The organism is Paracoccus acridae, from assembly GCF_014642735.1.
Classification (GTDB): Bacteria; Pseudomonadota; Alphaproteobacteria; order Rhodobacterales; family Rhodobacteraceae; genus Paracoccus; species Paracoccus acridae.
In genome coordinates, this window is record NZ_BMIV01000004.1 from 82,649 (window position 1) to 101,140 (window position 18,492).

At 64.4% G+C, this 18,492-nt stretch carries 17 protein-coding genes; 14 read left to right on the forward strand and 3 right to left on the reverse strand.

Annotated features, from left to right (window positions below; genetic code table 11):
- Positions 1–101: 101 nt before the first annotated feature.
- Complete coding sequence (locus tag IEX25_RS07635) at positions 102–554, forward strand: hypothetical protein (protein WP_103173550.1); 453 nt, start codon at positions 102–104, stop codon at positions 552–554.
- Here the strand turns inward: IEX25_RS07635 and IEX25_RS07640 are convergent.
- Positions 551–1,408 carry a prephenate dehydratase gene (locus IEX25_RS07640; protein WP_103173549.1) on the reverse strand — a complete coding sequence of 286 codons (858 nt, stop codon included), beginning with the start codon at positions 1,406–1,408 and terminating at the stop codon, positions 551–553. The genes IEX25_RS07635 and IEX25_RS07640 overlap by 4 nt on opposite strands.
- A 115-nt stretch (positions 1,409–1,523) precedes the next feature.
- Here IEX25_RS07640 and IEX25_RS07645 point away from each other — a divergent pair, with 115 nt between their 5' ends.
- The 12 genes from IEX25_RS07645 to ychF all read left to right on the forward strand — a co-directional run bounded on the left by IEX25_RS07645 (position 1,524) and on the right by ychF (position 15,426).
- Positions 1,524–2,057: a c-type cytochrome gene (locus IEX25_RS07645; protein ID WP_188714665.1), complete on the forward strand. Its 534-nt coding sequence runs from the start codon at positions 1,524–1,526 to the stop codon at positions 2,055–2,057.
- 142 nt (positions 2,058–2,199) lie between these two features.
- A complete protein-coding gene (locus IEX25_RS07650) occupies positions 2,200–4,062 on the forward strand; it encodes an extracellular solute-binding protein (protein WP_188714666.1) in 1,863 nt (620 codons plus the stop codon).
- Between the two features lie 91 nt (positions 4,063–4,153).
- The gene (locus IEX25_RS07655; protein WP_103173546.1) at positions 4,154–5,230 is read left to right on the forward strand and encodes a microcin C ABC transporter permease YejB; all 1,077 of its coding nucleotides are present in this window, start codon (positions 4,154–4,156) and stop codon (positions 5,228–5,230) included.
- Positions 5,230–6,333 carry an ABC transporter permease gene (locus IEX25_RS07660; RefSeq protein ID WP_103173545.1) on the forward strand — a complete coding sequence of 368 codons (1,104 nt, stop codon included), beginning with the start codon at positions 5,230–5,232 and terminating at the stop codon, positions 6,331–6,333. The genes IEX25_RS07655 and IEX25_RS07660 overlap by 1 nt, the downstream gene beginning before the upstream one ends.
- Positions 6,330–7,928: an ABC transporter ATP-binding protein gene (locus IEX25_RS07665; protein ID WP_188714667.1), complete on the forward strand. Its 1,599-nt coding sequence runs from the start codon at positions 6,330–6,332 to the stop codon at positions 7,926–7,928. The genes IEX25_RS07660 and IEX25_RS07665 overlap by 4 nt, the downstream gene beginning before the upstream one ends.
- Entirely contained in the window at positions 7,925–9,145 is a 1,221-nt protein-coding gene (locus IEX25_RS07670) for a glycosyltransferase (RefSeq protein WP_103173543.1), read from the forward strand. The genes IEX25_RS07665 and IEX25_RS07670 overlap by 4 nt, the downstream gene beginning before the upstream one ends.
- Positions 9,146–9,172: 27 nt before the next feature.
- Complete coding sequence (cysS, locus tag IEX25_RS07675; protein ID WP_103173542.1) at positions 9,173–10,588, forward strand: cysteine--tRNA ligase; 1,416 nt, start codon at positions 9,173–9,175, stop codon at positions 10,586–10,588.
- Positions 10,589–10,612: 24 nt separating this feature from the next.
- Complete coding sequence (locus IEX25_RS07680; RefSeq protein WP_103173541.1) at positions 10,613–11,383, forward strand: squalene/phytoene synthase family protein; 771 nt, start codon at positions 10,613–10,615, stop codon at positions 11,381–11,383.
- A gap of 88 nt (positions 11,384–11,471) precedes the next feature.
- Positions 11,472–12,341, forward strand: coding sequence for an ABC transporter permease (locus tag IEX25_RS07685; protein WP_188714668.1), 870 nt, complete (start codon positions 11,472–11,474; stop codon positions 12,339–12,341).
- Complete coding sequence (locus IEX25_RS07690) at positions 12,338–13,150, forward strand: ABC transporter permease (RefSeq protein ID WP_103173539.1); 813 nt, start codon at positions 12,338–12,340, stop codon at positions 13,148–13,150. The genes IEX25_RS07685 and IEX25_RS07690 overlap by 4 nt, the downstream gene beginning before the upstream one ends.
- The gene (locus tag IEX25_RS07695; protein ID WP_103173538.1) at positions 13,147–14,268 is read left to right on the forward strand and encodes an ABC transporter ATP-binding protein; all 1,122 of its coding nucleotides are present in this window, start codon (positions 13,147–13,149) and stop codon (positions 14,266–14,268) included. The genes IEX25_RS07690 and IEX25_RS07695 overlap by 4 nt, the downstream gene beginning before the upstream one ends.
- 60 nt (positions 14,269–14,328) lie before the next feature.
- Positions 14,329–15,426, forward strand: a complete 1,098-nt coding sequence (gene ychF / locus IEX25_RS07700) for a redox-regulated ATPase YchF (RefSeq protein ID WP_103173537.1) — start codon at positions 14,329–14,331, stop codon at positions 15,424–15,426.
- Positions 15,427–15,431: 5 nt separating this feature from the next.
- Here the strand turns inward: ychF and IEX25_RS07705 are convergent, their stop codons facing one another.
- Positions 15,432–16,184, reverse strand: a complete 753-nt coding sequence (locus tag IEX25_RS07705; protein WP_229665096.1) for a sigma factor — start codon at positions 16,182–16,184, stop codon at positions 15,432–15,434.
- A gap of 127 nt (positions 16,185–16,311) precedes the next feature.
- Between IEX25_RS07705 and cobS the strand changes: the two genes are divergently transcribed.
- The gene (gene cobS / locus IEX25_RS07710) at positions 16,312–17,286 is read left to right on the forward strand and encodes a cobaltochelatase subunit CobS (RefSeq protein ID WP_103173536.1); all 975 of its coding nucleotides are present in this window, start codon (positions 16,312–16,314) and stop codon (positions 17,284–17,286) included.
- Between the two features lie 57 nt (positions 17,287–17,343).
- Here the strand turns inward: cobS and IEX25_RS07715 are convergent, their stop codons facing one another.
- The gene (locus IEX25_RS07715; RefSeq protein ID WP_103173535.1) at positions 17,344–18,402 is read right to left on the reverse strand and encodes an alkene reductase; all 1,059 of its coding nucleotides are present in this window, start codon (positions 18,400–18,402) and stop codon (positions 17,344–17,346) included.
- Positions 18,403–18,492 lie beyond the last annotated feature (90 nt).

The following is an 18,492-nucleotide window of genomic DNA, read 5'->3' on the forward strand; positions in this document are numbered from 1 at the left end:
ACAGGGGATACCCTTGCGGTTGAAAGAAATGGCCTGGATCGTTATGAACCCCGCAATTTGCAGCAGCCGGGCCACCGCCGGCATTGAATGGTCAGGCAGAAATGAAATTCTCGACCCGCTTCGATACCGACAAGCCGTCGGCCGAGCTTTTTGACATCATCAGCGATTTTTCCCGAAGCGAACGCACCCTGGGGGCGCGGGGCGCGCAGGTCCGGCGGATCGACCCGGCCCAGGACCCCGGGACCGGGCTAGGCTGGACCATCGACTTCAACTGGCGCGGGCAACGGCGGAACGTGCGGCTGGATGTCACCCGGTTCGACCGCCCGTCCCACATCACGCTTGACGGCCAGTCAGACCAGTTCGACCTGTCCATCAACATGACCGTCGTGGCGCTGAGCCGCGTGAAATCGCGCCTGCTGTTCGAAACCGAGATCCGTCCCCGTACCATGCGCGCCCGGTTGTTGTTGCAGACCGCCAAGCTGGGCAAGGCGCAACTGGACCGGAAATACGACCAGCGGATCGCCGATTTCCTGACGCACCTGCGCGCGGCCTAGCCCGCCTGCCGCTGCGCCTCGCGCAGGGGATCGGCGGGATAGACGCCCAGGATGTCCAGCGACGAGGTGAAATAGCGCAATTCGTCAAGCGCGCGCTGAAGGGCCGGATCCTCGGGGTGGCCTTCGACATCGGCATAGAACTGGGTCGCGGTGAAGACACCGTCCACCATATAGCTTTCCAGCTTGGTCATGTTGACGCCGTTCGTCGCGAACCCGCCCATGGCCTTGTAGAGCGCGGCGGGAATGTTGCGGACCCGGAAGACGAAGGTGGTCAGCATCCGGTCGGAGCGGCGGTTGTAATCGGGCTGCCGTCCCATGATCAGGAAGCGGGTGGTGTTGTGGTGATGATCCTCGATGTCGCGGGCCAGCACCTCCAGCCCGTGGATCTCGGCGGCCAGTTCGCTGGCCATGACGCCTTCGCCCGGCATCCGGTCGCGCGCAAGATCGGCGGCGGCGCCCGCGCTGTCGGCCGAGGCCGAGGCGGTCATCCCATGCCGCGTCAGGAAGCCGCGCGCCTGCGGGATCAGCACCAGATGCGCGCGGACGTGGCGCACATCCTCCAACCGGGTGCCCGGCAGCGACATCAACGCAATGCGGACCCGCACGAAGGCCTCGTCGATGATGTGCAGGCCGGATTCCGGCAGCATGTGATGGATGTCGGCCACCCGGCCATAGGTCGAATTCTCGACCGGCAGCATGGCCAGGTCGGCCTCGTGGCTGCGCACGGCCTCGATCACGTCCTCGAAGGTGCGGCAGGGCAGGACCTCCATCCCGGGCCGCGCCTTGCGGCAGGCTTCGTGGCTGTAGGCGCCGGGTTCGCCCTGGAAGGCGATGCGGTTGGTCGTGGTCGTCATGGCCGCTGTCCGAATTTTGAAGGCTCGTGTGGTCAACTATACCTTGATCCTTCAAAGCGAAAGCGGATACATACCCCACGAATTGACGAGCTTACCAAGGCGGGGATCGCACGCGATGTTCAACACCATGACCGTGACCAAGGCCGCAGGCGCGCTGATCGGCGCGCTGCTGTTTCTGATGCTGGCCAACTGGGCGGCGGGATCGCTGTATCACGTCGGCTCCACCCATCACGGCGAGGGTGAGGAGGTCGCGCAGGCCTATACCATCCCGGTCGAGGAGGCCGCGGGCGGCGAGGAAGCGGCCGAGGAGCAGATCGACTTCGCGGCGCTGCTGGCTTCGGCCGATGCCGCCGCGGGCGAAAAGGACTTCGGCAAGTGCAAGGCCTGCCACAAGCTGGACGGCACGGACGGCGTCGGCCCGCACCTGAACGGCGTCGTGGGCCGCGAAGTCGCCTCCGTCGCGGGCTTCAACTATTCCCCCGCCATGGTCGAGCACAAGGCCGAGGCGCCTGCCTGGACGCCCGAGGCGCTGCAGGAGTTCCTGGCCAACCCCAAGGCGGACGTGCCGGGCACCAAGATGTCCTTTGCCGGCCTGAAGGATCCCCAGGATCGCGCCGACATCATCGCCTATCTGCAAACCCAGCAGTAAGGCTGTCCGCATCGGAATGGGGCGCATCGCGGGATGCGCCCTTTTTCATGCGCGCATCCCACGCGGCCTCACGAAATCGCGGCTTGATCGTGTCCCCCGCGCTGCCTAGCGTGCAGCAGACACCACAGCCGGAGTTCGCCCCATGCGCCGCCTTGCCCTGATCGCCACCCTTGCCCTTGCCCCGGCCGGTGCCGCCCTGTCGCAAGAGGCCGAGGCGACCGGGAACGGCGAAACCGTCATCAAGACCCACGCGATCGCGCTGTTCGGCGAACCCGCGCTGCCTGCCGATTTCCCCCATTACCGCTATGTGAACCCCGACGCGCCCAAGGGGGGCGAGATTTCCTTTGGCGCGGTCGGCGGCTTCGACAGCTTCAACCCCTTCACCCATCGGGGCCGGGCCATCGCCCTGTCGGTGATCCAGCTTGAACGGCTGATGGACAGCCCGGCGGACGAGCTGGGCGTCGATTACTGCCTTTTGTGCGAGACGCTGGAATATCCCGAAAGCAAGGACTGGGTGATCTTCAATCTGCGCCCCGAGGCGAAGTTCAGCGACGGCACGCCGCTGACCGCCCATGACGTGCTGTTCAGCTTTGAAACCCTGCGCGACAAGGGCCTGTCGTCCTTCCGCATGGCGATGCAGCAGATGGTCGCCAAGGCCGAGGTGCTGGACGACCACCGCATCAAGTTCACCTTCGCCAAAGGCTATCCCCGCCGCGACGTGATTTCTCAGATGGGCAACCAGATCGTCTTCTCGAAGAAGGACTTCGAGGACAACGAGCGCGACCTGGAGCAGAGCACGAACATCCCCTATGTCGGGTCCGGTCCCTATATGTTCGACCGCGCCGACATGGGCCGCACCATGGTCGTGAAACGCAACCCCGATTACTGGGGCAAGGACCTGCCGATCAACCAGGGCCGCTTCAACTTCGACCGCATCCGCTACGAGATGTTCGGCGACTTCGACAGCGCCTTCGAGGCTTTCAAGGCGGGCGAATACACCTTCCGCAACGAGACATCCTCGATGCACTGGTCCACGCGCTATGACTTTCCGGCCCTTGCCTCGGGTGCCGTGGTGCGGGAAACGCTGCCCAACGGCCAGATCGCCAGCGCGGATGCCTGGGTCTTCAACCTGCGCCGCGAGAAGTTCCAGGACATCCGCGTGCGCGAAGCGATCGGGCTGATGTTCAACTTCGAATGGACGAACCAGACGCTGCTTTACGGTCTGGAAACGCGCGTCAATTCCTTCTGGGACAACAGCGAATTCCGCGCCGACGGCCCCCCCACGCCCGAGGAGGTCGCGCTGCTGGAACCCGTCGCGGCCGATCTGCCCGAAGGCATCCTGACCGATGACGCGGTGGTCCAGCCGACCTCGGGCGAACGCCAGCAGGATCGCCGGAACATGCGCCAGGCCATGGCCCTGCTGGACGAGGCGGGCTGGGCCGTGGGCAGCGATGGGATGCGCCGCAATGCCGCCGGAGAGGTGCTGCGGGTCGAGATCCTGAACGACGACGTGGGCAACGATCGCATCCTTAACCCCTTTGTCCAGAACCTGCGCGCCATCGGCATCGACGCCGTGAACCGCCGCGTGGACAATGCCGAGATGGAGCTGCGCACCCGGTCCAAGGATTTCGACATGGTCGAGGATTCGCTGGGCCAGTCCTATGCGGTCGGCGGTTACGCCGGCCAGGTCTTCGGGTCCGAGGACGCGGACGACGTGTTCAACCCGATGGGCCTTGCCAATCCCGCCATCGACCGGCTTCTGGAACTGGGCCAGCAGGCGGAAACGCAGGAAGAAAACCTTGTCGCCATCAGCGCCCTGGATCGCGCCCTGCGCAGCCTGCGCTTCTGGGTGCCGAAATGGTACAAGGCCGAATACACGCTGGCCTATTACGACATGTATCGCCACCCCGAACAGATGCCGCCCTATGCGCTTGGCACGCTGGACTTCTGGTGGGCAGATACCGCGCGCGAGGCGGAACTGAAGGCGGCAAGGGCGATCCGCTGACGTCAGGGTTGATTTCCGGGCGGTCCCGCCCGACAAGGGCGGGATAAAGGACAAGGGGCCGCGAAGGCCCGCAAGGGGCAAGGGCAATCCGATGGGCGCCTATATCCTGCGGCGGTTGCTGCTGATCATCCCGACGCTGATCGGGATCATGGTGGTGAACTTCACCCTGACGCAATTTGTCCCCGGCGGTCCCATCGAACAGATCGCCGCGCAGGTGCAGGGTTCGGGCGACGCCTTCAGCAACATATCCGGCGGGGGCGCGGGCGCCGACACCGGCGTGGTCGAAGGATACGAGGGCGCGCGCGGCCTGCCGCCCGAGTTCATCGCCCAGCTTGAGAAAGAGTTCGGCTTCGACAAGCCGCCCTTGCAGCGCTTCCTGACGATGATGGGCAATTACCTGACCTTCGATTTCGGCACGTCATGGTTCCGGTCGATCAGCGTCATCGACCTGGTGATCGAGAAGATGCCGGTGTCCATCACGCTGGGCCTGTGGTCCACGCTGCTGGCTTATCTGATCTCGATCCCGCTGGGGATCCGCAAGGCGGTGCGCGACGGGACGCGGTTCGACACCTGGACCTCGGGCATCATCATCATGGCCTATGCGATCCCGGCCTTCCTGTTCGCGGTGCTGCTGATGGTGCTGTTCGCGGGCGGCAGCTATTGGCAGATCTTCCCGCTGCGCGGTCTGACCAGCGACAACTTCGCCGACCTGACGCTTTGGGGCAAGATCAAGGACTATGCCTGGCACGCGACCCTGCCGGTGGTGGCCTCGACGATTTCCAGCTTTGCCACGCTAACCCTTCTGACAAAGAACAGTTTTCTGGACGAGATCAACAAGCAGTATGTGATGACCGCGCGCGCCAAGGGCCTGACCGAGGGGCGCGTGCTTTACGGCCACGTCTTCCGCAACGCCATGCTGATCGTCATCGCAGGGTTTCCGGCGGTGTTCCTGGGCGTCTTCTTCGGCGCTTCCATCCTGATCGAGACGGTTTTTTCGCTGGACGGCCTTGGCCGCCTGGGCTTCGAGGCCGCGGTGCAGCGCGACTATCCGGTGATCTTCGGCACGCTTTACGTCTTCGGGCTTCTCAGCTTGGTGGTGGGGATCCTGTCGGACATGATGTATGTCTTCGTCGATCCGCGCATCGACTTTGAATCGAGGGCCGGTTGATGGCACTCTCGGAACTCAACCGCCGCCGCTGGCGAAATTTCCGCCGCAACGGCCGCGCCTTGTGGTCGCTGGTGATCTTTTCAATCCTGTTCGTGATCGCCATGTGTGCCGAACTGGTGGCCAACGACAAACCCATTGTCGCCAGCTATCGCGGGGAACTGTATTTTCCTGCCTACAACTTCTATCCGGAAACCGCTTTTGGCGGCGATTTTCAGACCGAGGCGATCTATAACGACCCGGCCGTGGAATGCCTGATCGTGACCGGCGGAAGCCAGGATTGCTGGGACACGCCCGAGGAACTGATCGCCGCCGTGGACGCGGGCACCAGCGACATCCCCAAGGATGAACAGGGCTGGATGATCTGGCCGGTGATCCCGTTCCATTATTCGACCATCAACAACGTGGGCAGCGCCCCAAGCGCGCCGGACGGCACACATTGGCTGGGAACCGACGACACCGCCCGCGACGTGCTGGCCCGCGTGATCTATGGCTTCCGCATCTCGATCCTGTTCACGCTGATCGTGACGGTGGTGGCATCTGTCGTGGGCATCGCGGCGGGGGCGATCCAGGGATACTTCGGCGGGCGGACCGATCTGGTCTTCCAGCGGGTGCTGGAGATCTGGGCATCCACCCCGTCGCTTTACGTCATCATCATCCTGTTCGCGATCTTGGGGCGCAGCTTCTGGCTCTTGGTCTTCGTGACGATCCTGTTCGGCTGGCCCGCGCTTGTGGGCGTAGTCCGGGCCGAATTCCTGCGGGCGCGGAATTTCGAATATGTCCGCGCCGCCCGTGCCCTGGGCGTGTCCGACCGCACCATCATGTTCCGCCACATCCTGCCCAACGCGATGGTCGCCACGCTGACCATGCTGCCCTTTGTCGTGACCGGCACGATCAGCGGGTTGGCCGCGCTGGATTACCTGGGCTATGGCCTGCCCGCATCGGCGCCCTCGCTGGGGGAACTGGCGTTGCAGGCCAAGCAGAACCTGCAGGCGCCCTGGCTGGCCTTCACCGCCTTCTTCACATTCGCCATCATGCTGTCGCTTCTGGTCTTCGTCTTCGAAGGCGTGCGCGATGCCTTTGACCCCCGGAAGACCTTCAAATGACCGAAGCCGTTCTGTCGGTCCAGGACCTGCGCATCAGCTTTCGCCAGGAAGGCCGGACTGTGCCCGCCGTCAAGGGCGTCAGCTTCCACATCGGCAAGGGCGAGACGATGGCCCTGGTGGGCGAATCCGGGTCGGGCAAGTCGGTGACGGCCCTGTCCACCGTGCGCCTGCTGGGCGATTCCGCCGTGGTCGAGGGATCGGTCAAATACGCGGGCCGTGAGATGGTGGACGCGCCCGAGCCTATGCTGCGCGACATCCGGGGCGATGACATCAGCTTCATCTTCCAGGAACCGATGACATCCCTGAACCCCCTGCACACGCTGGAAAAGCAGCTGGGCGAAAGCCTGGCGCTGCACCAGGGGCTGACCGGGGCCAGGGCACGCGCACGGATCGTCGAACTGCTGACCCGCGTGGGCATCCGCGATCCCGAATCGCGGTTGTCGGATTACCCGCACCAGTTGTCGGGCGGGCAGAGGCAGCGCGTGATGATCGCCATGGCGCTTGCCAACGGGCCGGAACTGCTGATCGCGGACGAGCCGACCACCGCGCTTGACGTGACGATCCAGGCGCAGATCCTGGACCTGCTGGCGGAACTGAAGGCGGCCGAGGGGCTGTCGATGCTGTTCATCAGCCATGACCTTGGCATTGTCCGCCGCATCGCCGACCGAGTCTGCGTGATGAAGGACGGCGAGATCGTGGAACAGGGCCCGGTGGCCGAGATCTTTGCCAATCCGCAGCACGACTATACACGCAAGCTGCTGGCTGCCGAACCGACGGGCAGGGCCGACCCCATCTCTGATACTGCCGAAACCATGGTCGAGACGCGCGACCTGAAGGTCTGGTTTCCGATCCAACGTGGCCTGCTGCGCCGCACGGTGGGCCATGTGAAGGCCGTGAACGGCGCGACCCTGACCCTGCGGGCCGGGGAAACCCTGGGCATCGTCGGGGAATCAGGCAGCGGCAAGACGACGCTGGCCTTGGCGATCATGCGGCTGATCGCCAGCGACGGGCCGATCCTGTTCATGGGCCAGGACATTTCCCGCTGGCAGTCGCGCCAGTTGCGAAGGCTGCGCCGCGACATGCAGATCGTCTTCCAGGATCCCTTCGGCAGCCTGTCGCCCCGGATGACGGTCGAACAGATCATCGCCGAGGGCCTGACTGTCCACGGGGTCGAAAAAGGCCGCGACCGCCGCACCATGGTTGCCGAGATCATGGCAGAGGTGGGATTGAACCCCGACACCATGCACCGCTATCCGCACGAATTTTCCGGCGGGCAGCGACAGCGCATCGCCATCGCCCGCGCCATGATCCTGCGGCCCAAGGTGGTGGTGCTGGACGAACCGACAAGCGCCCTGGACATGACGGTGCAGGTGCAGATCGTCCAGCTTCTGCGCGGCTTGCAGCAGAAATACGGGCTGGCCTTCCTGTTCATCAGCCACGACCTGCGCGTCGTGCGCGCCATGTCGCACAAGATCATGGTCATGCGCGCGGGCGAAGTGGTCGAGCAGGGGACCACGACCGAAATCTTCGACGCCCCGCAGCAGGACTATACCCGCGCGCTGCTCGCGGCGGCATTTCGTGATCATCACCGATGAAGATCCTGTTCGTTCACCAGAATTTTCCGGGCCAGTTCCCCCATCTGGCCCCCGCTCTTGCCGCGCGCGGCCATCAGGTCCTGGCCCTGACGGATGAAAAGAACCAGCGGACCAGCCAGGTTTCGACCGTGCGCTACAAGATGCCCGACCCGGTGCAGGTAACCGGTTTCGGCCGCAGCTATGCCACCCATGCCGAACGTGGCTATCTGGCGGCACGCGGCGCGCGGGCCTTGCGGGACCGGCACGGGTTCACCCCGGATGTGATCATCGGTCATACCGGATGGGGCGAAACGCTGTTTTTGCGTGAAATCTGGCCCGATGCGAAGCTGCTGGTCTATGCCGAGCTTCTGTACCGCACGCGCGGCCAGGATGTGGGCTTCGATCCCGAACTGCAACAGGACAGCGACGAATCGCGGATGCTGACCGTGGCGCGATCGGCCCATCTGATCCAGGGCATCGTCCAGGCCGATGCCGCGATCGCGCCCACCTGTTACCAAGCCGAAAGCTTCCCGCCGGAACTGCGCGGCAAGATCACGGTCATCCACGACGGTATCGACACCGACCGCGTCTGTCCGAACCCCCGGGCCACGCTGACCCTGCCGGGCGGTCGGACGTTGCAGGCGGGGGACGAGGTTCTGTCCTATGTCAGCCGTTCGCTGGAACCCTATCGCGGGTTCCACATCTTCATGCGGTCGCTTCCTGCCCTTCTGGCTGCCCGACCGCAGGCGCAGGTCGTGATCGTAGGGGCCGAGGGCACCAGCTATGGCAACGCCCCCAAGGACGGCGGCACCTGGAAGGCGCGGATGCTGGACGAACTGGGCGACCGGCTGGATCTGTCCCGCGTCCATTTCCTGGGCCGTGTCGCTTACGAGGATTACCTGTCGCTGATCCAGCTGGCCCGCGTGCATTGCTATCTGACCTATCCCTTCGTGCTGTCCTGGTCCCTGACCGAGGCGATGGCGGCGGGGGGCTATGTCGTGGCCTCGGATACCGAGCCGGTGCGGGAACTGCTGCGCAACGGTGAGAACGGGCGGCTGGTGCCGTTCTTCGACGTGCCGGCGCTGTCGGACGCCCTGATCCGGGGCCTTGCGGGCGATCCCGATGCGGACCGGCTGCGGAGAGCGGCGCGGCAGACGATCCTGGACGGCTATGACCTGCATCGCCACAGCCTGCCGCGCCAGATTGCATGGGTGGAAAGCCACGCGCCGATGGGCTAGATCCGCCACATCACAGAAAGGCGCATCATGGTCGAGATCCGGCTGACGAATACCCGCACCCGCAAGAAAGAGGTTTTCGAACCCCTGGACCCCCGGAACGTGCGCCTCTACCTGTGCGGGCCGACCGTCTATGACCGCGCGCATCTGGGCAATGCCCGGCCGGTGCTGGTCTTCGACGTGCTGGTGCGCCTGCTGCGCCATGTCTATGGCGCGGATCACGTCACCTATGTCCGCAACTTCACCGACGTGGACGACAAGATCAACGCCCGCGCCGCCGCCACCGGTCGCACCATCCGCGAGATCACCGAGGAGACCGTGGCCTGGTATCACCAGGACATGGACGCCCTTGGCGCCGCGCGTCCCGACCACGAGCCCCGCGCGACCGAATACATCGTCCAGATGGTCGCGATGATCGAGACCCTGATCGCGAACGGCAACGCCTACGAGGCCGAGGGGCATGTCCTGTTCGATGTCCGGTCCTTTCCCGAATACGGCCGCCTGTCGGGCCGTTCGGTGGACGACATGATCGCCGGCGCGAGGGTCGAGGTCGCGCCCTTCAAGCGCGACCCGATGGATTTCGTGCTGTGGAAGCCCTCGGACGCCGACCAACCCGGCTGGGACAGTCCCTGGGGACGCGGCCGTCCCGGCTGGCATATCGAATGCTCCGCCATGTCGGCGGCGCTTCTTGGCCCCAGCTTCGACATCCACGGCGGCGGCATCGACCTGCAATTTCCTCATCACGAGAACGAGGTCGCCCAAAGCTGCTGCGCCCATCCCGAGGCAGGCTTCGCCAATGTCTGGCTGCACAACGAGATGCTGCAGGTCGAGGGCAAGAAGATGTCCAAGTCGCTGGGCAACTTCTTCACGGTCCGCGATCTTCTGGACAAGGGCGTGCCGGGCGAGGTGATCCGGTTCGTGATGTTGAGGACGCACTATCGGAAGCCTATGGATTGGACGGAGGCAAAGGCAAACGAAGCTCAGACAATTTTGTCTAATTGGCATGAGATGGTGGTAGGTATCGAGCCAGCAACCAAACCTGCTAAAGAAGTGGTATCCGCACTAGCTGACGATCTAAATACCTCTGTTGCAATAGCGGCATTGCATGAACTGGCAAAAGCAGGCGATGCACCACGTTTGTTAACATCGGCCCGCCTTCTCGGGCTGTTGCTGCCGGGAGATTACGGGTGGGCAGCAAAACGTCCATCTGATGAGGAAATTCTAAGTCGTGTAAAGCGATTGGCTGAAGTGTGGTTTGGTTTACGTGCAGTGAAGGATTATCAGGCCGCTGATCGTTTGCGGGAGCAACTGCTGGACGCTTCGGTTCAGCTTTCGGCCGGAAGGGACGGTCCTGCTAGGTTTGACTTCCTCACCCCTACCTCTTCAGACTGGGCGAAGGAAATTGTTGTAAAGCTTGATGCTATTGAAAGCAGATGGCTGTTATAGTTTCTCTCAGTCAGGGAGAACCTGATGACCCTTGAAGCCTGCACCAACTTGGTCCGGTCCGAGGATCCCGACCGCTTCGGTGCGGTCTTGGTCGCCGATCCGCAGGATCGGCCTGGGCTTATAACGCTTTACGCGCTGAACCTGGAAATCGCGCGGGCACCTTTTCAGTCGGGCGAGCCGCTGTTGGCCGAGATGCGGCTGCAATGGTGGGTGGACCGGCTGGCCGAGATGGGCACGGGCAGACCGCCCCCCCTGCATGACGTGCTGACCCCTTTGTGGGAGGCCTGGGGCACCGAGGCCGGGCAGCTTGCCCCCCTGGCCGAGGCCCGCCGCCGCGACTGCTTTCGCGAACCTTTCGCAACCTCCGAGGAGGTGGCCGACTATGTCGCCCACACCAGCGGGCGGCTGATGACGCTGGCCGCTGGACGGCTGGGCGCGGATGCGCGAGGGCAGGCGGTCGCCGCCGATCAGGGGCTGGGCGCGGGGCTGGTGGCTTGGCTGCGCGCGCTGCCTCGACTGCAACCCATCGGCCTTGGACTGGCAAGCGCCGACACCGCCGATGCGGCCCGCCTGGCCCGACTGGCGCAAGAGGCGTTCGGCCGTGCCGCAGGGTCGCGCAGGCTGCTGCCGAAACGGGCGGCTGCGGCCCTGTATCCTGGCCCGGGGGTGGGGCCGCTGTTGACCGGCGTCCTCAGCGGCAAGGTGAACATCTTCAAGGAAGTGCCTGTTGTTGCACCGTTTCGACACCGGGCTTCGCTGGCGCGGCTGGCGCTGACCGGGCGATGGTGGCGCTAGCCCATGGTCTTGCCTCGGCCATAAACCCTCTTTTCATGCTTTGGCTGATATGAAAGGAATTGGGACACAGGGACGGCGGGACGGACGGATGGCCAAAGGACTGGATGCACAGGCGAGGCAGGGCTATGCCCTGATCGCGCCCCCGTTCCTTTATGCGCTGCTGATTCTGGCGGCGCCGCTGTTGACGATCCTGACCTACAGTTTCCTGACCGACGGCTATCTGACGGTCGTGCGCGACTTCACCTGGGCCAATTACGTCCAGGTCTGGACCGATCCCATCGTGCGCACGGTGATGCTGCGGTCGCTGACGGTATCGGCACTTGTCACGCTGGTGACGGTGCTGCTGGCCTTTCCGGTGGCCTATTACGTCAGCTTCATGGTGCGGCCGGAAAAGAAGGCGACCTGGCTGTTCCTGATCACCATTCCCTTCTGGACCAGCTATCTGATCCGGGTGTTCCTGTGGAAGGTGATCTTGGGCTATAATGGCGTCATCAATTCCAGCCTGACCGGGCTTGGCATCATCGACGAGCCCCTGACCTTCATCCTCTATAACGTGAACTCGATCGTGATCACGCTGGCCCATGCCTATGCGCCCTTCGCCATCCTGCCGATCTTCGTGGCGCTGGAAAAGATCGACCGGTCCCTGCTGGAAGCCGGGCGCGACCTGGGCGAAAGCCGGGCGATGACCTTCTGGCGCGTCACGCTGCCCCTGGCGATGCCCGGCGTGCTGGCGGCGGTGCTGATCGTCTTCATCCCGACCATCGGCGATTACGTCACCCCCGAACTGATCGGCGGCGGCAAGATCCCGATGATCGCGAACCTGATCCAGGTGCAGATGCTGGCGCTGGACAACCGCCCGCTGGGATCGGCCCTGGCCGTCACCGCAATGGCCATCGTCGCCCTTGTCAGCATCGTCTTCCTGCTGATCAACCGCCGCTTCCTGAAGGTGCGGTCGTGAAGGGGCAGGGGCGCGGCCTGCAGGCCTATGCGCTGCTGTATCTGCTGTTCCTTTACGCGCCGATCATCCTGCTGCCGCTGTTCGCCTTCAATTCCGGCACGATCATCGCCTTTCCGCTGCAGGGCTTCACGACCGACTGGTTTTCGCAGATGTGGGCCAATGCCACGCTGCGCACGGCCCTGACGAATTCGCTGATCATCGCCGTGTCCGCCGCGATCCTGGCGACCTGCCTGGGCATCTTTGCGGCCCGCGCATCCACGCGGTTCGAGTTTCCGGGCAAGGGCGGCATGATGGGCTTCATCCTGCTGCCGATGGTCCTGCCAGAAATCATCGTCGCCATGTCGCTGCTGGTCGTGCTGCTGGGCGCGGGGGTGCAACTGTCGATCCTGACCGTGATCGTCGGCCATGTGCTGATCTGCATGCCCTATGCCATCGCGATCCTGACCACCGCGTTCTCCAGCCTGGACAAGTCGCTGGAGGAAGCGGCCTATGACCTGGGCGAAACACGGTGGAGCGCGTTCCGACTGGTCACCCTGCCGCTGGTCATGCCGGGGATCATCAGTTCACTGCTGATTTCCTTCACCATCAGCCTGGACGAATTCATCATCGCCTTCTTCCTGGCGGGCAATCAGCCGACGCTGCCCACCTATATCTTCAGCCAGCTTCGCTTTCCCAAGCAGATCCCGATGATCATGGCGCTTGGCACCGTCCTTGTGGCGCTGTCCATCGTGCTGCTGGCGTTGGGCGAATACTTCCGCCGCCGCGGCAATGCCCGCATGGGCGGCAATCCGACCGGAGGGTTCCTGTGACCGACGACCGCAAGCCGATGATCGAATGTCGCGGCGTCCACAAGCATTACGGCGACTATCACGCGCTGCGGGGCATCGACCTGACCATCCGGGCGGGCGAGTTCTTTTCCCTGCTGGGGCCCTCGGGCTGCGGCAAGACCACGCTGCTGCGCACCATTGCCGGGTTCGAGGACATTTCCGAAGGCGCGATCCTGATCGACCAGAAGCATATGGAGGAGGTGCCCGCGAACAAGCGGCCCACCAACATGGTCTTCCAGTCCTATGCGATCTTTCCCCATCTGACGGTCGCGCAGAACGTGGCCTTCGGCCTGCGCCGCGATCCGCGCGGCAAGGCGGAAAAGGCGGCCCTGGTCGAGGAGGCCCTGGCTATGGTGGGCCTGCGCGGATATGGCAACCGCGCCGCGCACGCGCTGTCGGGCGGGCAGCGCCAGCGAGTCGCGCTTGCCCGCGCGCTGATCCTCAAGCCCAAGGTGCTGCTGCTGGACGAACCGCTGTCCGCGCTGGATCGCAAGATGCGCGAACAGATGCAGGTCGAACTGATCAAGCTGCAACGCCAGGTCGGCATCACCTTCGTCCTGGTGACCCATGACCAGGAGGAAGCCCTGGTCATGTCCGACCGCATCGCCGTCATGTTCGAGGGCGAGATCGCCCAGCTTGACGGACCCGAGGCGCTGTATGCCCGTCCGGCCAGCCGCCGGGTCGCGGATTTCATCGGCGTGATGAACTTCCTGCCTGCCCATATCCTGGGCGAAAGCGACGGCGTGGCCACGGTCGAGGCTCCGGGCCTGGGCGTGGTGGAACTGCCCGCCCGCCAGATCAGCCGCGCCAATCCCGACGATGAAGGGCCGACGATCGGCTTTCGCCCCGAAACCATGACTCTGGTCGGCCCGAACCAGGCCCACAGCCAGCCGCGCGAAACCAACGCCACCATCGACGAGGTCGTCTATTACGGCGACATGACCTATTACGACCTGCGGCTGGACGGCGCCGCCGCCATCGACGGCAAGGCGCACACGGTCCGCATTTCCATGCGCAACGTCTTCGGCCGCGACGTGCAGGAGGTGGGGACCCGCACCCGCCTTGCCTGGTCGCCGGGATCGCTGGTCCTGTTCCGCTGACGCTTGCAGAAGCCCGGCCGCTTGCCTAGAACGCGCCAGACTTAGCAAAAGGGGCGCGTCATGGGCTTTCGCATGGGAATTGTCGGCTTGCCGAACGTGGGCAAATCGACGCTGTTCAACGCGCTGACAAAGACCGCCGCCGCGCAGGCCGCGAATTTCCCCTTTTGCACCATCGAGCCCAATGTGGGCGACGTGGCCGTGCCCGACCCCCGGCTTGACACGCTGGCCCAGATCGCCGGCAGCAAGCAGATCATTCCGACGCGGATCACCTTTGTGGACATCGCGGGCCTTGTGAAGGGCGCCAGCAAGGGCGAGGGGCTGGGTAACCAGTTCCTGGCCAATATCCGCGAGGTGGACGCCATCGCCCATGTCCTGCGCTGCTTCGAGGATGGCGACGTCACCCATGTCGAAGGCCGCGTCGATCCCATCGCGGACGCGGAAACCATCGAGACCGAACTGATGATCGCCGACCTGGAATCGGTCGAGCGCCGCCTCGCGAATATCGCGCGCAAGCTGAAGGGCGGCGACAAGGAGGCCGTGGCCCAGGAAAAGCTGCTGAAGGCCGCGCAGGCCGCGCTGGAATCCGGCAAGCCCGCGCGCACCGTTCAGGTCGCTGACGAGGATCGGAAGGCCTGGAACATGCTGCAACTGCTGACCGCCAAGCCGGTCCTGTTCGTCTGCAATGTGGAGGAGGAGAAGGCCTCGACCGGCAATGCCCAGTCCGACCGCGTGGCGAAGATGGCGGCGGAACAGGGTGCGGGCCATGTGGTGATTTCCGCCCGGATCGAGGAGGAGATCAGCCAGCTTCCCACCGACGAAGCCGCCATGTTCTTGGAGGAGATGGGCCTGCACGAGGCGGGCCTGGATCGCCTGATCCGCGAAGGCTACAAGCTGCTGGGCCTGGACACCTATTTCACCGTCGGCCCCAAGGAGGCCCGCGCCTGGACCATCCACAAGGGCACCCTGGCCCCGCAGGCCGCCGGCGTGATCCACGGCGATTTCGAACGCGGCTTCATCCGCGCGGAAACCATCGCCTATGACGACTATGTCGCCTACAAGGGCGAGGCGGGCGCGCGAGAGGCGGGCAAGTTCCGGGTCGAGGGCAAGACCTATGCCGTCAAGGACGGCGACGTCCTGCACTTCCTGTTTAACGGCTGACGCGGTCAGCGCAGCCAGAGATACCAGGCAAGGGCCACCGCCACCAGGATCGCAATGATCCCGAACGGGCCGCGCCACCAGGGGGTCCGTTCCAGCGGATCGAAGGACAGCGGCGCCAAGCCATGCCCCAGGCTTTCGCGAATCCGCTGCCGCGCGCGGGCAGGGGCCATGACCGGTGTCAGGTCGCCCGCAAAGCGTGCAAGCCGTTCCTGCCAATCGGCAAGCTGGGCCTTGTCCTGGGGTTCGCCCCCGCGCAGCGCAAGCGCCTGTTCGGCCGTGGCAAAGCTTTCGCCCTCATCGGCGGTATGTCCAGCCAGCCGTTCCAGCCCTTCGTGCAAGGCATGTCGGGCCTCGTCGGCGGACATTCCCAGGCGTTGCCCCAGTCCGGGATAATCCAACCCCTCCAGATAGGCGATGCGCACCAGTTCCAGCCCATCCCCGGCGAGCCTGTTTCCGGCACCGGCTTGCACCGGCGCGGGAAGTCCGCGCAGGCGATCCACCGCCCGGTCCCGTGCCTGCGTGACCAGCCAGGCCATCGGCGAAAGCCCGCTGTCCGCGAAGCGCGCGGCATCCTTCCAGATGCCGATATAGGCCTGTTCCAGCACCTCCTCGGCCTCTCTCCGGTCTTTCAGGATCGACAGGCACAATGCGTTCAGCCGCGCGGACGTGGCCTCGTAAAGCTCGTCAAAGGCGCGGCGGTCGGCCTTGGCGACACGTGCGATCAGATCGGCCAGCAGGGGCTGTCGGTCATGTTGCAAGGGGCAGGGATCCTCTTGTGGTTGCAGCCAACTTAGCAGCCGTCCCGCCTTCGTCAACGCAGCCCCGGCTTGCGCATGGCGGACTTATGCGCAATCAAGGCAGCCGATGCGATGAAAGGGCCTTGCGATGCTGGAGACGAACGCCAAACCGACTGAGGAGATCGACCTGCGCGAGGTGTTCGGTCTGGACAGCGACATGAAGGTCAAGGGCTTTTCGGAACGAACCGACCGCGTGCCCGAGATCGACAGCACCTACAAGTTCGACCCCGACACCACGATGGCGATTCTGGCAGGCTTTGCCTATAACCGCCGGGTGATGATCCAGGGCTATCACGGCACCGGGAAATCGACCCATATCGAACAGGTGGCGGCGCGGCTGAACTGGCCCTGCGTGCGGGTGAACCTGGACAGCCATGTCAGCCGGATCGACCTGATCGGCAAGGACGCGATCAAGCTGGTGGACGGCAAGCAGGTCACGGTCTTCCACGAGGGCATCCTACCCTGGGCCTTGCGCAACCCGACCGCCATCGTCTTCGACGAATACGACGCGGGCCGGGCCGACGTTATGTTCGTGATCCAGCGCGTGCTGGAAACCGACGGCAAGCTGACGCTGCTGGACCAGAACGAGGTGATCACCCCGCATCCCTGCTTCCGCCTGTTCGCGACCGCGAACACCGTGGGTCTGGGCGACACGACGGGGCTTTATCACGGCACCCAGCAGATCAACCAGGGCCAGATGGACCGCTGGTCGCTGGTCAGCACGCTGAACTATCTGTCCCACGACGCCGAAGCCGCGATCGTGCTGGCCAAGAACCCGACCTACAACACGGAAAAAGGCCGCAAGATCATCAGCCAGATGGTGACGTTGGCGGATCTGACGCGCACCGCCTTCATGCAGGGGGATCTGTCCACCGTCATGTCGCCGCGCACGGTGATCGCCTGGGCGCAGAACGCCCGCATCTTCGGCAACAACATCGGCTATGCCTTCCGGCTGACCTTCCTCAACAAGTGCGACGAGCTGGAACGCCAGACCGTTGCCGAATTCTATCAGCGCCTGTTCGACGAGGAACTGCCCGAAAGCGCGGCCGCGCGCGCCAAATAAGGGCGGCATCGGTGCAAAAAGGAAAGGCGGGCCCGCAAAGGCCCGCCTTTTTCGCGATCAGACTTCCTCGGCGACCGGGTAATCGACATAGCCTTTCGGCCCGCTGCCATAGAAGGTGGCGGGATCCTGCTGGTTCAGCGACAGATCCTCGGCAAAGCGGCGGGGCAGGTCGGGCGTGGCGATGAAGTCCTTGCCGAAGGCCGCAGCGTCGGCGCGGCCCGACCGCACCAGTTCGCTGGCGCTGTCGCGGGTCAGCTTTTCGTTGGCGATGAGCACGCCGCCGAAAGCCGCCTTGATGTCGTCCATCAGGCTGTCGGCCCCCAGGTATTCGCGCAGGCAGATGAAGGCCAGGCCGCGCTGCTTCATCTGGCGCGCCACATATGTGAACAGCGCCTTGGGATCGCTGTCGCCCATGTCGTGGTTGTCGCCGCGCGGGGCGAGGTGCAGGCCGACCCGGTCAGCGCCCCAGATGCCGATGGCGGCATCGACGATCTCGGTCAGGAAGCGGACGCGGTTCTCGATGGGGCCGCCATACTGGTCGGTGCGGCGGTTGGTGCTGTCCTGCAGGAACTGGTCGATCAAATAGCCGTTGGCCGCGTGGATCTCGACCCCGTCGAAACCCGCGCGCTTGGCGTTCTCGGCCCCCTTGCGATAGGCCTCGACGATGCCCGCGATTTCGGCGGTTTCCAGGGCGCGGGGGGTCTCGTATTCCTTTTTCGGCCGGACAAGGCTGACGGTGCCCGCGGGCTTGATCGCGCTTGGCGCGACGGGCAGTTCGCCATTCAGGAACATCGGGTCGGAAATGCGGCCCACATGCCACAATTGCAGAAAGATCAGCCCGCCCGCGTCATGGACGGCCTTGGTGACCTGCTTCCAGCCTTCGACCTGTTCGTCGTTCCAGATGCCCGGCGTGTCGGCATAGCCCACGCCCATCGGCGTCACGCTGGTGGCTTCCGACAGGATCAGCCCGGCCCCGGCGCGCTGCGCGTAATATTCGGCCATCATCGCGTTCGGCACCCGTTCGGCTCCGGCCCGCGCGCGGGTCAAGGGCGCCATGACGATGCGGTTGCGAAGGGTCAGGGGTCCAATCTGGAGAGGATCGAAAAGGGTCGGCATCTAAGGTCCTTTCAGTTCTTGCGTTCTGTGCAACTGTGTATCGCCAGGGTCCGTGTCAACATGATCCCGGCGCATGACAGCCTTGGCCTG

Coding starts and splice junctions, on each gene's coding strand:
- IEX25_RS07680 (WP_103173541.1), top strand. CDS start 10,613: ATGACCCTTGAAGCCTGCACCAACTTGGTCCGGTCCGAGGATCCCGAC.
- cysS (WP_103173542.1), top strand. CDS start 9,173: ATGGTCGAGATCCGGCTGACGAATACCCGCACCCGCAAGAAAGAGGTT.
- ychF (WP_103173537.1), top strand. CDS start 14,329: ATGGGCTTTCGCATGGGAATTGTCGGCTTGCCGAACGTGGGCAAATCG.
- IEX25_RS07685 (WP_188714668.1), top strand. CDS start 11,472: ATGGCCAAAGGACTGGATGCACAGGCGAGGCAGGGCTATGCCCTGATC.
- IEX25_RS07650 (WP_188714666.1), top strand. CDS start 2,200: ATGCGCCGCCTTGCCCTGATCGCCACCCTTGCCCTTGCCCCGGCCGGT.
- IEX25_RS07640 (WP_103173549.1), bottom strand. CDS start 1,408: ATGACGACCACGACCAACCGCATCGCCTTCCAGGGCGAACCCGGCGCC.
- IEX25_RS07665 (WP_188714667.1), top strand. CDS start 6,330: ATGACCGAAGCCGTTCTGTCGGTCCAGGACCTGCGCATCAGCTTTCGC.
- IEX25_RS07670 (WP_103173543.1), top strand. CDS start 7,925: ATGAAGATCCTGTTCGTTCACCAGAATTTTCCGGGCCAGTTCCCCCAT.
- IEX25_RS07655 (WP_103173546.1), top strand. CDS start 4,154: ATGGGCGCCTATATCCTGCGGCGGTTGCTGCTGATCATCCCGACGCTG.
- cobS (WP_103173536.1), top strand. CDS start 16,312: ATGCTGGAGACGAACGCCAAACCGACTGAGGAGATCGACCTGCGCGAG.
- IEX25_RS07645 (WP_188714665.1), top strand. CDS start 1,524: ATGTTCAACACCATGACCGTGACCAAGGCCGCAGGCGCGCTGATCGGC.
- IEX25_RS07715 (WP_103173535.1), bottom strand. CDS start 18,402: ATGCCGACCCTTTTCGATCCTCTCCAGATTGGACCCCTGACCCTTCGC.
- IEX25_RS07660 (WP_103173545.1), top strand. CDS start 5,230: ATGGCACTCTCGGAACTCAACCGCCGCCGCTGGCGAAATTTCCGCCGC.
- IEX25_RS07635 (WP_103173550.1), top strand. CDS start 102: ATGAAATTCTCGACCCGCTTCGATACCGACAAGCCGTCGGCCGAGCTT.